This window comes from Mycoplasma sp. 2704, assembly GCF_034863285.1.
In the GTDB taxonomy this organism is placed as follows: domain Bacteria; phylum Bacillota_I; class Bacilli_A; order Mycoplasmatales; family Metamycoplasmataceae; genus Mycoplasmopsis.
Window position 1 is genome coordinate 100,871 of record NZ_JAYFFD010000002.1, and the last position, 15,231, is coordinate 116,101.

At 29.7% G+C, this 15,231-nt stretch carries 12 protein-coding genes; 9 read left to right on the forward strand and 3 right to left on the reverse strand.

The window, feature by feature from the left end:
* Positions 1 to 40: 40 nt before the first annotated feature.
* The 3 genes from VBM90_RS01185 to VBM90_RS01195 form a co-directional block, all read right to left on the reverse strand.
* Entirely contained in the window at positions 41 to 3,247 is a 3,207-nt protein-coding gene (locus VBM90_RS01185; protein WP_323176563.1) for a type I restriction endonuclease subunit R, read from the reverse strand.
* Between the two features lie 76 nt (positions 3,248 to 3,323).
* Positions 3,324 to 5,864, reverse strand: coding sequence for a restriction endonuclease subunit S (locus VBM90_RS01190; protein ID WP_323176564.1), 2,541 nt, complete (start codon positions 5,862 to 5,864; stop codon positions 3,324 to 3,326).
* 18 nt (positions 5,865 to 5,882) lie between these two features.
* On the reverse strand, positions 5,883 to 7,460 hold the full coding sequence (locus VBM90_RS01195; protein ID WP_323176565.1) for a type I restriction-modification system subunit M: 1,578 nt from the start codon (positions 7,458 to 7,460) through the stop codon (positions 5,883 to 5,885).
* A gap of 685 nt (positions 7,461 to 8,145) precedes the next feature.
* Here VBM90_RS01195 and VBM90_RS01200 point away from each other — a divergent pair.
* From VBM90_RS01200 to atpC, 9 genes are all read left to right on the forward strand, one after another.
* Positions 8,146 to 8,601: a hypothetical protein gene (locus tag VBM90_RS01200; RefSeq protein ID WP_323176566.1), complete on the forward strand. Its 456-nt coding sequence runs from the start codon at positions 8,146 to 8,148 to the stop codon at positions 8,599 to 8,601.
* A 20-nt stretch (positions 8,602 to 8,621) separates the two neighbouring features.
* Entirely contained in the window at positions 8,622 to 9,401 is a 780-nt protein-coding gene (locus VBM90_RS01205) for a F0F1 ATP synthase subunit A (protein WP_257088739.1), read from the forward strand.
* A gap of 19 nt (positions 9,402 to 9,420) precedes the next feature.
* Positions 9,421 to 9,723 (forward strand): ATP synthase F0 subunit C, encoded by a 303-nt coding sequence (atpE, locus tag VBM90_RS01210; protein WP_257088737.1) that lies wholly within the window; start codon positions 9,421 to 9,423, stop codon positions 9,721 to 9,723.
* Positions 9,724 to 9,728: 5 nt separating this feature from the next.
* A complete protein-coding gene (gene atpF / locus VBM90_RS01215) occupies positions 9,729 to 10,274 on the forward strand; it encodes a F0F1 ATP synthase subunit B (RefSeq protein WP_257088735.1) in 546 nt (181 codons plus the stop codon).
* Positions 10,275 to 10,336: 62 nt separating this feature from the next.
* Positions 10,337 to 10,897 (forward strand): ATP synthase F1 subunit delta, encoded by a 561-nt coding sequence (gene atpH / locus VBM90_RS01220; RefSeq protein ID WP_323176567.1) that lies wholly within the window; start codon positions 10,337 to 10,339, stop codon positions 10,895 to 10,897.
* Between the two features lie 3 nt (positions 10,898 to 10,900).
* Entirely contained in the window at positions 10,901 to 12,481 is a 1,581-nt protein-coding gene (gene atpA / locus VBM90_RS01225) for a F0F1 ATP synthase subunit alpha (RefSeq protein ID WP_323176568.1), read from the forward strand.
* A 5-nt stretch (positions 12,482 to 12,486) separates the two neighbouring features.
* The gene (atpG, locus tag VBM90_RS01230) at positions 12,487 to 13,344 is read left to right on the forward strand and encodes an ATP synthase F1 subunit gamma (RefSeq protein WP_323176569.1); all 858 of its coding nucleotides are present in this window, start codon (positions 12,487 to 12,489) and stop codon (positions 13,342 to 13,344) included.
* A 19-nt stretch (positions 13,345 to 13,363) separates the two neighbouring features.
* A complete protein-coding gene (gene atpD / locus VBM90_RS01235; protein WP_323176570.1) occupies positions 13,364 to 14,800 on the forward strand; it encodes a F0F1 ATP synthase subunit beta in 1,437 nt (478 codons plus the stop codon).
* A complete protein-coding gene (gene atpC / locus VBM90_RS01240; RefSeq protein ID WP_257088725.1) occupies positions 14,800 to 15,219 on the forward strand; it encodes an ATP synthase F1 subunit epsilon in 420 nt (139 codons plus the stop codon). The genes atpD and atpC overlap by 1 nt, the downstream gene beginning before the upstream one ends.
* Positions 15,220 to 15,231: the final 12 nt, after the last annotated feature.

The following is a 15,231-nucleotide window of genomic DNA, read 5'->3' on the forward strand; positions in this document are numbered from 1 at the left end:
AAATAAAAATATCACCAGAAGAATCTCTGGTAACATTGAATTATTTATCATTTTTTAAAGTATTCTTGAACTTTTTGATATTAAGAATATCCTTGAATTTGTTAAAGAAGTTTTGGAAGATTGAGAACACTTTTTTCTTAGTTTCGTATCTATTTGATGAATTTGCTCCACGTGGAAATAATGGTGCTTTGATAGCTGAATCGAAGTCTTGACCATCAAATTTTAAGCTTCCACTTTCAAGTGAGTTAAGAATGTAGTTTTTAGCTTGCTCAGCTTGAATGTTTTGGCTATTAATAATTGTGTTAATTTCTTGTCCAGCTCTTTGATGAACGAATTTTTCTCATTCTTCTCAAGTGTTAGTTTCGATTTCGTTTTCAGTAGCAGTATTTGAAATATCTTGAATATTGTATTGGTCAATGAATTCTAAAATAAGATCCTTTTTGCTTCTAAGAGAAGTGCTTGATTGTACAAGTTTAGTAACTTCTTTTTTAACTTTTTCAGTATCTGTTTTTTGAGCAAATCTAGTTGCAATTAATCTAATGATGTATTCAACATTAATTTCATCTTGTTGAACTAATTCAATTTCAAAGACAATATCATTGATGATATTTTCTTTGTAACCATCATTCTTTTCTTTATCCTTAAATTCATTTCAAATATTTAAGTAGTGAGATTGATAATCTTGCAAGTCTCTGTCAGGAATAATTTTATTAGCATCTTGTTGGAATTCATCAAAGACCATTAATGTATTCTTACATTTTAAGATTTTTCCAAATAACTTAGCAAATTCTTTTTTCTTACTTTCAGGGAAGTATTCGATTCTTTGATCTAAATTCTCAAGTGGGAATTTTTCTTTTATTTCATTAACATAGTCAATGTAACCCTTTAAGTAGAAGTTATAATCTCTAAATAAAGCTGTATTAGAAGCTTCATTATCGTTAAGAGCAAATAATGCAATAGCATCTTGAACTTCTTTTCTTAAATCTCTAAAACAAACTATGTTCCCACATACTTTAACAGAGTTTAAAATTCTGTTTGTTCTTGAAAATGCTTGAATTAAACGGTGATATTCAAGTTTTCTATCAACTCATAAAGTATTTAATGTAGGTGAGTCAAATCCAGTTAAGAACATATCAACAACTATTAAGATATCAATATCTTTGTTTTTCATTCTTAATGAAACATCTTTATAGTAGTTAGCAAACCCTTCAGCGCCATCTAATGAGAAGTTAGTTTTGAACATTTGATTATAATCATCCATAGCTTGTGCTAAGAATTCTTTATCAGTCGAATCATAAGTTACATTTGTAGGGATATCAATATCTTCTTCCTCAAAAACTCCTGATTCAGGATCTGGATTAGGTGCATATGTGAATATTGTTGCAATTCTTAAATTTCTATGTTGCTCTGCTAATTGTTTTTTGAATTCAAGGTAGTATTTTTTAGCCATCAAGATATTTTCAACTGTAAAAATAGAGTTGAAACCTTGAAGGTTTGTGTCAACTTTTATTTCTTTAGCAGTGTTATCTTTGCTTTTAACCATTTCATCATAGTTAACTAATTTAGAAAATGAGTAACCATCTTTTGCTCTAGTTTTTCTATCAAAGTTTTCAAGAATGTACTGAACATTCATTGCAACTCTTTTGTCTGATTCCTTGATACTTTTCTTATCGATTCCATATATTTTCTTATCTTCAACACCAGAAGCAGATTTAAATGTATTCAAGAAATCAACTTTAAATTTAAGAACATTATGGTCTCTAATACCATCTAAAATTGTGTAAGTATGAAGTTGGTCTTTAAATATATCAGTTGTTAGCATTTGACCATTTGTTGTATTTGCGTTTTCAACAAATATAGGTGTTCCAGTAAATCCAAATAAGAAGTATTTTTTAAACTTCTTAACAATTCTTTTATGCATCTTACCGAATTGTGAACGGTGGCATTCATCAAAGATAAAAACAACTTTTTTATCATATATAGTTGATTTAGGCGTTTTTTCAATAAATTTTGAAAGTTTTTGAATTGTTGTGACTAAGATTTTAGATCTTTCATCTTCAACAGTTTCATTTTCAAGCACTTGACTTAAAATGTTTGTTGATTGTACACCTTTAACACTTCCTTTTTCAAAACGGTTATATTCATTAATTGTTTGGAAGTCTAAGTCTCTTCTGTCTACAACGAAGATAACTTTTTCAATATCATCTAATTCTTTTGCTAATTCAGCGGTCTTAAATGATGTAAGTGTCTTACCTGAACCGGTAGTATGTCATACATATCCAGTTGCGTCTTTTTTACCTCAGTTGCCTAATGAAGACATCATTTTAATTTTTGAAATGATTGCTTCTGTAGCTGCAATTTGATATGGACGCATTACTAATAGTTGTTTATTTGAATCAAAGACACAATATTTAGTAAGAATATTTAATAATGTGTGTCTTGAAAAGAATGTTCTAGTAAAGTCAATAAGATCAGTTATTTTTCTGTTCTTACCATCTGCTCAATATGATGTATATTGGAATGATTGTTTACTTTTCTTAACAGCTGAACCAGATTTGTTTGATGAAGTTTTTAAATCCCTAGTTGTATTTGAGTAGTATTTTGTTTCAGTTCCATTACTAATGACAAAGATTTGAATAAATTCAAAGAAACCATCATCAGATCAGAAGCTTTCACTTTGGTATCTTTCAATTTGATTAAAAGCTTCTCTGATGTCTACACCTCTTCTCTTAAGTTCAACGTGAACTAAAGGAAGACCATTTACTAAAATAGTTACATCATATCTATTTTTATATTTACCGTGATTAGCTTCATATTGATTAATTACTTGAAGTATGTTGCTTTGTGGATTTTTAAAGTCAATTAATCTAATGTTTTTAGTTTGAAATTCACCATTAGATAATTCTCTTCTAAGAGGGATAATGTTGTTTTTTTGGATAATTTCAGTTTTTTCTTTAATACCTTTACCTTCTCCTGAAACTTCAGAGAGAATGTGTTTTCATTCACTATCTGTAAAAGTAACTTGATTTAATCTTTCAATTTGCTTCTTGAAATTATTTTTAAGTTCTGTTGAATTTTTGATTTGAATATACTCATAACCTTGACTAGTTAGAAGATTAATAAACTCTTTTTCTAAATCTGCTTCTGACTGATAATTTGTAGGTCTTTGTCTTTGTTTTTCAAAATCAAACTCAGCAATAACTGTGTTTTCAGGAGTATGTAATATTGCGTGATTTTCTTTTGCCATAGTAAATCCACCTTTATTTGTTGTTATATGTTGCTTATAATTAGTTTTATACAGCTTGGATATAGGTATTAAAGTGTTAATTATTTTTATCTGATAATTTATCAAATATTAAATTTCTATAATATTCATATTGTTGTTGTCTTCTTGCTTCTTCAGCCGGAAGACCTATTTTTAAATTGTTGCACATAGTGTCAAAAGTATCTAGAATCTCGACTATTTTGTTTTGAGTTTCTAGTGATGGTAATTTGATTTGTAGTTTTCTTAAATCGCTCAAGTTTATCGAAGATAATGTACCACTGTTAGCCAAATTCTTTAATTTTTGTTCATTATTTTTTAAGTAATAAAACACATATTTGTTATTTACAATTGATTCTTTCGGTTGTATTAAAGCAATACAACTATTGCTTAATCAGAATTTTTCCTCTATTAAATCAACATAACCCGTTGAACCAACTTTTGCAATAGTTATTGCATTTTCGCAATTGTAGTCATCTGTATACCCGAGAACGTTTTTACCACCATTAATAATTTTAAATTCTCCAAAACCAGGATTTTTTACAATGAATTCTCCTGTGTAAATTTTTTCAAATATATCATTCAGAGAAATTAAAATTGTGTTTCCAAAGATATATTGAATTAACTTAATTAAACCTGTGGTTAAGTTATCTTCTCTCTCTCTCTCTCTCATTAATTTTTCAAATGAGTTAGTTTCAAGATATTCAAAGATTGAATCTCTATAAAATTCATATTGTTGTTGTCTTCTTGCTTCTTCTGCAGGAAGACCAATTTTAAGATCTTTACAGATTAATTCAAAATTTTCTAGTGTATTAACTATTTTATTTTGTATTTCCAGAGAAGGAACTTTTACTTCAATATCAAAGATATCTGAAGTATTTATATTTGGTTGTGAAGATTTTAAGCAAAACTGTTTAATTCAATTAGGGATTATATTATTTAGATAAAAGTAAATGAATTTTAGGTTAATAATATCTAATTGGGTTTCAATTTTTCCGACCCTTTGATTTATATAGCAGTTTAATTCTTCACTTGAATAATAAGTTTTACCAATTGTATTTCCTGACATAGCTATTAATATGCAATTTTTATTAACTTTGTATTTAGATAAATCATTGTTAGGATACGAAGTAAAATTAAATTTTTCAGCATTATTAATGTTTAAATTGTTGTTTTTGTCAATGTTTGCTATTTTTATGATTGATGCTGCAGGTTTGCTATCATCAAAATTTGCATTTGTTAGGAAGTTAAATCCATTTGTAAATTGAATTAGTTTAGATAATTTTAATGAAATAGTTTGATCAAAGATATATTGAATTAACTTAATTAAACCTGTGGTTAAGTTATCTTCTCTCTCTCTCTCTCTCATTAATTTTTCAAATGAGTTAGTTTCAAGATATTCAAAGATAGAGTTTCTATAAAATTCGTATTGTTGTTGTCTTTTTATTTCCTCAGCAGGCAGTCCGATTTTAAGATCTTTACAAATTGATTCAAAGTTATCAAGAACTTTCACTATTTTTTCTTGATTTCGAATTGAGGGGATTAAAACTGTTAATGAAGATAAAGATGTCTTTTTTAGGCCTGGTATTCCACTACCTTGAACCAAATTGAATATTTTATCTTGATTAGATTTTAAATAGAAAAATAAGAATCTATTCAATATCTGTTTAGAAGTAACTTTTAATGAATAACAATGGGATCCTTGGTAAAAATCTTCATACATTCATTGAACATAACCGGCATTTGATCCACCTTGACTTACAATGATTGTATTTTTAATATTATTAAAGTTTTTAGCGTTAGAACTTTTGCTAATACCACCATTCATATATGGATATAACCCATTTTCTGAAAGATCTTCTTTAGAAGGCTGTTTACCAATATTTATTTCTGCGATTTCGCTTAATTTTTTGCTAAAAAAATTAATGTCATTTGACAAATTGTTGTTTGATAACAATTTGTCTCTGTAGTATTCATACTGTGTGGATCTAGCTTTCAGCTCCGCTTTCAGCTCCGCTTTCAGCTTTTCTGCGTAACTAGAAAAGATATCTAATATATTAACCACTTGGGTTTGAACTTCGATTGATGGAATAGGGATTTCAATTTCTAAAATCTCAGGCATATATGGGTGTTTAATTCCACTGCCTCTAAATGCTTTGGCAATTAAATCGTTTTTAGATTTTAGGAAGTAATATACATATTTTGTTAATAGAACATTTTTATCATATGATGTTCCGATTATGTTACCTGCATTAATAAATTTACCATTATAGTATTGAACGTAAGGGTTACCACCTGATGGGATATAAACAATTTCTTCTTCATAAACATCTCCATCTCAAATATCTGTAGATGTAAACATATCAGATGGATATGTTGTAAGTAGTTTTATATCTCCATTTTCTACAACTAATTCTTTGGCTTCTTTTGAAAGTATTGACTTATAGTTTATTTCACTTTTTAAGAGTTTAGTTTTGTCAAAATTAGCGAATGATTTGCTTCAAATTGTTACTTCATAAAGTTTCTTAATTTGTACATTTTTTATGTCGTTTGCTGAAAGGAAGTTTTCAATAGAAAAATTAGTTTGATTTTCATTTTTCATAATATTTAAAATCCTTTTCTACAAGTCTCCAAGACTTTTAGCTAATCTTTCAACAATTTCATCAATTTTTGCTCTAAGCACAGCTTGCTCTGCAACAATTTCTTTGATTTCTTGATTTAACTTCTTAATATCAATAACTTCTCTTGTGTCTTCTTTTTCAACATAAGTGTTTACAGAAAGACTGTAATTATTATTTGCTATATCTTCTGTTCTAACAATTTTAAGGACATTTACTTTATCTTCGTCTGAATTGTATAAGTTGATAATGTTTTGAATGTTTTCATCGGTTAACTTGTTGTTATTTGCAATTTTAATGAACTCCTTACTTGCGTCAATGAATTTAACTTCATTGCTTGTTTTATTTTTCTTAATTACAAGGATGCAAGTTGAAATACTTGTTCCATAGAATAAGTTGTCTGGTAATTGAATAATTGCATCAACAAAGTTGTTATCTACAAAGTATTTTCTGATTTTAGCTTCAGCTCCAGCACGATACATAATTCCAGGGAAACAAACGATTGCAGCTGTACCATCTGCTGAAAGTTTGTGAAGTGCATGTTGGACAAATGCTCAGTCAGCTTTAGATTTGGGAGCTAGCACACCAGCTGGTGCAAATCTAGGATCAGCAATTAATGTTGCATTAGCATCGCCTTCCCATTTAATTGAGTAAGGTGGATTAGAAACGATTACATCAAATGGTTCTTCCTCATCTAAACCGGGATGAGTTAATGTGTCATCACAAATGATTTTAAACTTACTGTAGTTAATATCATGTAAGAACATATTGATTCTACATAAGTTATAAGTAGAAACATTAATTTCTTGTCCATAAAGACCTTCTTTAATGTTGTCTTTCCCGAGCACTTTAATTGATTGAAGTAATAGAGAACCACTACCAGCACACATATCATAAACTTTTCTAACTTCAGTTCTATTTCCAAGAGCAAGTTTGAAAAGTAATTTACTTACTTCTTGTGGAGTAAAAAATTCACCACCTGATTTACCTGCGTTTTGAGCATACATAGAAATTAAAAACTCATATGCATCACCAAATAAGTCAATAGTGTTGTCTTCAAAGTTTCCAAGTTCCATTTTTTTAACACCTGTAAGAAGTGCTCTTAATGTAGCGTTACATTTTGCAACTGTGTTTCCTAATTTGTTGCTGTTAACATCAAAATCTTCGAAAAGTCCTTTAAGGTCACCTTCGCTTGAACGACCCTTTGCAGAATTTTCAATGTTTTTAAAGATATTTTCAAGTGTTTCATTTAAGTTTTCGTCGTTGGTTGCATTAGCTTCAACATTTGTAAAAAGTTGTGAAGGGTAAATGAAAAACCCTTTTGCAGAAATAATAGCTTCTTTGATGTTATCTTTAATTTCGTCATCACTTAAAGCTTCATAATTAAAATCTAAATCACCACTTTCGTGTTGAATGGTATTTACATATCTTGTGATACTTTCTGAGATAAAACGATAAAAAAGTGTTCCAAGTACATAGTTTTTGAATTCTCATCCATCAACTTGACTTCTTAATTGATCAGCGATGTTTCAAATTGTTTTGTGCAATTCAGCTCTTTGTATTTCTTTTGTATTGTCCATAAAAATTCCTTTCATTTACACCTAAATTGTCGTTATTTTAAATTATATTAAAATATTTTATATTTTAAGATAGATATATGCTATTATGCTGTTGATTTTTTATTTAAAAAACTATTTAACACTTAGTTAGTTGATATAACTATTTTTTATAATAAATTGATAACTTTTGCTATCTAAATTTATTCTAAAAAAAAAAAAAAAAAACAAAGTAAATAGCCAAAATTACAAAAAAAATAGATATGAGAAACTATTATTTCTAAATAATAAAAATATATTTTCTTATTAAAATTCATTTCTTAATTAAATATTCTATGTGTTACTAATTTAGCATTATTATCGTAAGTGTTGGAATGCAATGTTTTATTTAAAATTATCAAATTTACATTAAAATCGATTTTAGTATGTAGTATAAAAAATGTATAAAAAATTACCAATTAAAATTGATAATCGAACTCTTTATTAAAAGAAAGCCACCTCTGTTTGAGGTAAAGATTAACACATTTATTTTGTATGATTCAAATGAAGAATCCATAAAATTCAGGTATGTGGATTTACCACCTCACTAAATATTCCATTTTATGGTTTCTTTTTTGTTGTCTTAGTAGCTTATTTCGCTAATTTTAGCAACCTAAAAAAATATTGTAAAAAAGGTGATATAACTTTCTAAAAGTATTAAAATAGAAACATGCTACCAATTAAAAAGGCTATAAAAAAAATGACATATATGCAAATGCATACTTTTATATTTGCAATCTTTTTTTTATTAATTTCTGTAGTGTTTTTATCTCTTATAGGAATTAATCGTGGTCTATTTTTTGGGTATGCATTAGGTGGTCTACTAATTTATTTTTTATTTAAATTAAACTGACTTTTTGCGTATTTATTTCTAAGAAATAAAAAAACAAAATTGTATGCTTTATCGATTTTAAAATCAGTTTTATTTTTCTTAATTTTAGGTGCGATCGTGTACTTAATGTTTTTTATTAATACTGAGTACCTAAAACAAATCCAGATTACCGAATATTCAGTATTGCAAGTATTAGATAAACCATTTAATTTCTTTGCATTTGCTGGAGGAATATTAACTAATATTTTTGTGATTATCATCACAGAAATAGTTAATAAAAAAATAAGAAACTAAAAAGAAAGGAGATGAGCAGGATGGATACATTTTTAAAAGGTCTTTGAGTTTGAAATCAACCACAAATGTTATCGCTTGTAGTTACTGTTTTTATAGTACTAATTATTTGTTTAGTTGTCTATTTCAAAGTATCAAAAATTAAACCAAATGAAGCTCCAAAAGGTGTAGTACTCATTGCTGAAGGTTATGTTAAGTTCATTGACAAAACTTTCGATGATGCAACTGGTGGAACACAAGTGCAAAATTCAAGATACTATATTTTGACTTTAGCTACTTTTATTCTAATTGGTAACCTTACAGCTGTCTTTGGTTTAGAACCGATCGTAACATCTTATTCAGTTCCGTTAACATTAGCTTTAATGAGCTGACTTGGTATCTTTGTTTGTGGCGCAGTGTACCGTAAGTGAAGATATCTAAAATCATTTATCAACCCACTTGATTTACCTGGTAAAGTATCTCCTCTTATTTCTCTTAGTTTTCGTATTTATGGAAATGTTATAGGAGGATCTACAGTTATTTTCTTATTTTATTCATTCTGTGGATGAATATGGACAAAAGTAACAGGATCAAGTAATCAACAATTCTTCTTTGGATTGATTTTATCACCTGCATTACACTTTTATTTTGACTTATTCGGCTCTACCTTACAAGCTTACATATTTTCACTTTTAACACTTGTATACTGAACTATTGAGTCAACTGCAGAAGAAGTTAAACCTAAAAAACTTAAAAAAGGTAAATCAAAAATTGTAAGAAGTAACAAAAACCTTAATTCACAATTATCACAAGCAATTTATTAAATAGAAAAGAGGATTAATTATGATTGAAACAGTAACAAAATTTCTAGAAGAAACTGCAAATAACACTACTCAAGCAGCTGCACAAAATGGTGGAGACATCAAATCAGGTCTTGTTGCTATTGGTGCAGGATTAGCTGCAATTGGTGTTTTAGGAACAGGTATCGGACAAGGCTATGCTGCTGGTAAAGCTGCAGAAGCTGTTGGAAGAAATCCTGAAGCAGAATCAAAAATCCGTTTAATGTTAATTATCGGTGTTGGTATTGCTGAAACAGCTGCTATTTATGCATTTATTATTGCTTTATTATTAATGTTCATTAAATAATAACTATGGTTCAAAATTTAATTTATCTTAAGCAAGAATCATTGAATCAACAAGTCCAAGAAAAATTCAATGGACTATTTCCGAGTGTTCCAATGATGATTGCTACTATCATCGCTTTTTTAATTGTGTTTTTATTACTTACATATCTTTTATATAAACCAGTTAAAAAGATGATGAAAAATAGAACAAATTTCATCCAAGAAAATATCAACAGTGCTATTAAACAAAAAGAAGACAGTTTACAAGTTTTAAACGATGCAAACGAAAAACTTAAAGAAGCTCACAAGCAAGCAGATAGCATTGTTAACAAAGCAAAAATAAAAGCTGGTGAAGTTTCTAAAACTTATATTGACAAAGCAAAAGCTGAATCATATAGATTACTTGAAGAAACTAACCAAGATATAGCGTTGCAAAAGAAAGAATTTGATGCTAATGCTAAAAAATATGTAATCCAAGTAGCTACAGAATTAGCAGAGAAAATCTTACGTAAAGAAATTTCTCCACAAACTCAAGATGAAATTATTAAAAACTATCTTGAATCAAGTGAGTAATTAACTTTTACAGCTATATAACTACTATAAAAGTAAAATAGCAAAACTTTTAAGATTTTATTATGTACAAAAAAAGAAATACATCTGCATATGCAGTAGCAATTTATGACTTGGTCAAAAAACAAGATAAATTTAAATTAATTCAACCTCAATTTGAGGCTGTTAAAGATTTAATTGACACAATTCCAGGTTTTATCGAATATATAGGAAACGACTTAATTCCTGAAGCTGAAAGATTCAAAACAATCGATATGGCTTTTGATAAAAATCAATTTGACTATATTGTAATTAACTCAATTAAAGTTATAGTTCAAAGAAAAATGGTGTCTCAATTAAAAAACATCATCATTGAATATTTAAAGTTATCAAATGATGCATTAAGAATTCGTTATGTAGTAGTTGAATCAGCTTTCCCATTAAGTGATGAGCAACTTCAACAAATCAACGACAAACTTCAAAAAGTAACAAGACGTACAATTGAAATTCACAATGTAATTAACCCGAATATTATTAGTGGATTTAGAATTGTGTCTAAAACCGAAGTTATTGAAATGAACATACTACATGACTTAAACAAAATCAAAAACGAAATTATTTTTAAACAGAAAGAAAAGGAGGTGTAATTTATGGCTATCAAATTAGATGATATTTCTGCAATCATTAAAGAAAGAATTCAAAACATTGGTAAAGTAGCTGACAGATCAGAAATTGGTCAAGTTATCTCAATTGGTGATGGTATTGCTGTTGTATCAGGTCTTCAAAAGGTTAAAAATGCCGAAATCGTAGTTTTTGACAACGGTGTTTATGGACTTGCTTTAAACCTTGAAGAAGAAACAGTTGGAGTTGCTTTATTTGGTGATGCTAACTCTGTTTCTGAAGGAGACATTGTTAAAAGAACAGGTCAAGTTATTGACGTAAATGTTGGTGATGCTCTTTTAGGTAGAGTTGTTAACGCCCTTGGAGAACCAATTGATGGTAAAGGTAAAATTCAAGGAACAATTAAAAGTGAAATCTTCAAAATTGCTCCTGGTGTTATGACTAGAGAAGAAGTTAACCAACCACTTGAAACAGGTATTATTGCGATTGACTCAATGATTCCAATTGGTAAAGGCCAAAGAGAGCTTATCATCGGTGACCGTCAAACTGGTAAAACAGCTATGGCTATTGATGCTATCATCAACCAAAAAGGTAAAAACGTTAAGTGTGTTTACGTAGCAATTGGACAAAAGAACTCAACAGTTGCGCAAATCGTTAACAAACTTAATGAATTTGGTGCGCTTGATTACACAGCAGTAGTTGTTGCAGGAGCTTCAGAATTAGCTCCACAACAATACATTGCTCCATATACAGGAGTTACTATTGCAGAATACTGAATGTCTCAAGGACAAGACGTATTAATTGTTTATGATGATTTATCAAAACACGCAGTTGCATATAGAACGCTTTCACTTCTTTTAAGAAGACCACCTGGTCGTGAAGCTTACCCTGGGGATGTTTTCTACTTACACTCTCAACTTTTAGAGCGTGCAGCTAGACTTAACAAAGAAAATGGTGGAGGTTCAATTACTGCACTTCCAATCATTGAAACACAACAAGGGGATATTTCAGCTTACATTCCAACTAACGTAATTTCAATTACAGATGGTCAAATTTTCACAAAAGAATCACTATTTAACTCAGGACAAAGACCTGCTGTTGATATTGGTTTCTCAGTTTCTCGTGTTGGTTCAGCTGTGCAAATTAAAGCTATGAAACAAGTTGTCGGTTCACTTAAACTTGAACTTGCTCAATACAACGAAATGTTAGCTTTTGCTCAATTTGGTTCAGACCTTGATGAGTCAACTAAATCAATTTTAGAACACGGTGCTAAAGTATATGAACTTTTAAAACAAGAACAATACTTTGCGATTCCACAAGTTACACAAGCTATTATTCTTTTAGGAGTTAAAGAAAGAATTATTAACCCACTTCCAAAAGAATACATTAAAGAATACAGAGATAACGTTATTGCATTTGTAAACAAAACAGCTGAAGGTATGGAACTTTTCTCAAACATTGCTTCAAAAGGTTTATTCACACCTGAAGACTACCAAACAACAGAAAAAGTATTAGTTAAGATAGTACAAAACATCATCGCTACAATTCCTAACTATGATCCTAAGTTGCATAAAGCATTTCCTAAAAAATACAATGACTTACTTAAATAATTAAAATGGCAAACTTAAATTCAATTAAAAATAGAATTAATGTAATTAACAATACCAAAAAGATTACTAATGCTATGCAATTAGTATCAACTGCTAAATTACGTAGAATTAGAACTGAATTTGAAAGTATTGAAACATATTTAAATTCACTAAATGAAATGTTTAGAGAATTAGCATCACACGTTGAACCGAGAGAGTTTTACTCAATTTTCCCTAAAAACACTAATGTTGATTCTGATTTACACATCATCATCACATCTGATTTAGGATTATGCGGTTCATACAATACTAATATTGTTAAATTACTTAAAGAAACTCTTAAACCAAGCGACAAAATCATTGTGCTCGGAGGAAAAGGACTTGCTCTATTGCATTCATTTAAATATGATGAACAAGTCATTTCTAAATACACAGAACTAGGAGATAAAATCTCTTATGAACTTGGTTCTGTTGTATCTAAAAAAGCTTTTGAAGAATATTCAAACAAAAGAGTTGCTAACATTTACATCTATTACACAGAATTTATTAACAACATTACACAGGAAGCTAAAAAACTTAAACTTTTCCCACTAGACATTGAATCTGAAAATGCTAGTGTGCAAGCTAGAAACACAATTGAATTTGAACCTAACTCAGAAGTGGTGCTTAAAAACTCAATTCCACTTTACTTAGCAAGTATGGTTTATGGACTTGCTACAGGTTCAAAAGTTTCAGAAATCGCTTCAAGACGTAATGCTATGGAAAATGCTACAAATAATGCAACAGACTTAGTTGATGAGTTAAGATTACAATTTAACAGAAAACGTCAAGGTAACATAACTCAAGAAATCAATGAAATTGTAGCTGGTGCAGATGCTACTTAATTAAAATAAGGAGGAATGAATGGTAAAAAACAAAGGAATTATCGTTCAAATCTTAGGTCCAGTTGTGGACGTTAGATTTGAAGAAGGAAAATTACCTCACTTACTTAATGCTGTTGAATTAGAACATGATGGAAAAGTTTACACATTCGAAGTTGCTCAACACATTGGGGATGATACAGCTCGTACAATCTCAATGGTTTCTACAAATGGACTTCAAAGAGGAATGGTTGTAACTGACACAGGTGCACCAATTTCTGTACCTGTAGGAAACGTTGTTTTAGGTAGAATGTTTGACGTTTTAGGGAACCCAATTGACAACTTGCCTTTACCAAAAGACATTGAAAGAGATCCTATCCACGCACTAGCACCTTCTTATGAAGAACAAAAAAGTTCATCAGAAGTGCTTGAAACTGGAATTAAAGTTATTGACCTGCTTATTCCTTATGCAAAGGGTGGAAAAATTGGTCTTTTTGGTGGAGCTGGAGTTGGTAAAACAGTTCTTGTTCAAGAACTTATTAACAACATAGCTACAGAGCACAATGGACTTTCAGTATTTGCTGGAGTTGGAGAAAGAACACGTGAAGGAAATGACCTTTACTATGAAATGAAAGCTGCAGGAGTTTTAGATAAAACTGCACTTGTATTTGGACAAATGAACGAACCACCTGGGGCACGTATGAGAGTCGCTCTTACAGGTCTTACAATGGCTGAATACTTTAGAGATAAACAAAATCAAGACGTACTTTTATTCGTTGACAACATCTTTAGATTTACACAAGCTGGTTCAGAGGTTTCTGCTCTTTTAGGACGTATGCCATCAGCTGTTGGTTACCAACCGACACTTGCTACAGAAATGGGTGCTCTTCAAGAAAGAATTACTTCAACACGTAGAGGTTCAATTACATCAGTTCAAGCTGTTTATGTGCCTGCTGATGACTTAACTGATCCAGCACCTGCTACAACTTTCACTCACTTAGATGCTAAAACAGTTCTTGACCGTGGAACAGCAGCACTTGGAATTTATCCAGCTATTGACCCACTTAACTCTTCATCAAGATTACTTGATCCATTAATTGTTGGATATGAACACTACGAAACAGCTCAAGAAGTTGTTGCAATCTTACAAAGATTTAAAGAACTTCAAGATATTATTGCGATCTTAGGGATGGGTGAATTATCTGAAGAAGATAAGAAAATTGTTAACAGAGCAAGAAGAATTAGACAATTCTTATCTCAACCTTTCACAGTTGCTGAAAAATTCAGTGGTATTAAAGGTAGATATGTTCCATTATCTGAAACAATTAGAAGTTTCAAAGTTATTCTTTCAGGTGAATTAGATAACCTTCCAGAAGAAATGTTCAGATATGCTGGAAGCATTGATGATGTTATTGAACGTTACAAAAAATATCAAGAAGAAAATAACATTTCAACTGAATCATCAACAGATAAAAAATAATGAATAATACAACTCATTTATTAATCACAGTACCATCAGGTGTATTTTATGAAGGTGATGTAAACATTGTTACATTAAAAACAGCATCAGGTTACATCGGGCTTCAAGCTAATAGAACACCACTTTTCTCAAACATTGAAATTTGCAACTTATCAATCAAACCTGAAAATGGTGAAGAAATTCGTTGCTACATCGGTGGTGGTCTTGTATATGCTGATGAGAAAAAAGTATCAATCATAACAGATGATATTATCAATGTTAAAAACATTGATGTCCAAAGAGCGCTTCGTGACCGTGATAAACTTATTAAACAAATCGAAGAGGCTTCACACAATGATTCAGTAAACAAAACAAAATTAGAGTCTAAACTTAAAAAAGCTCTTTTTAAAATTGATGCATACAATTTATTCAATAAATAATATTTGCAACCT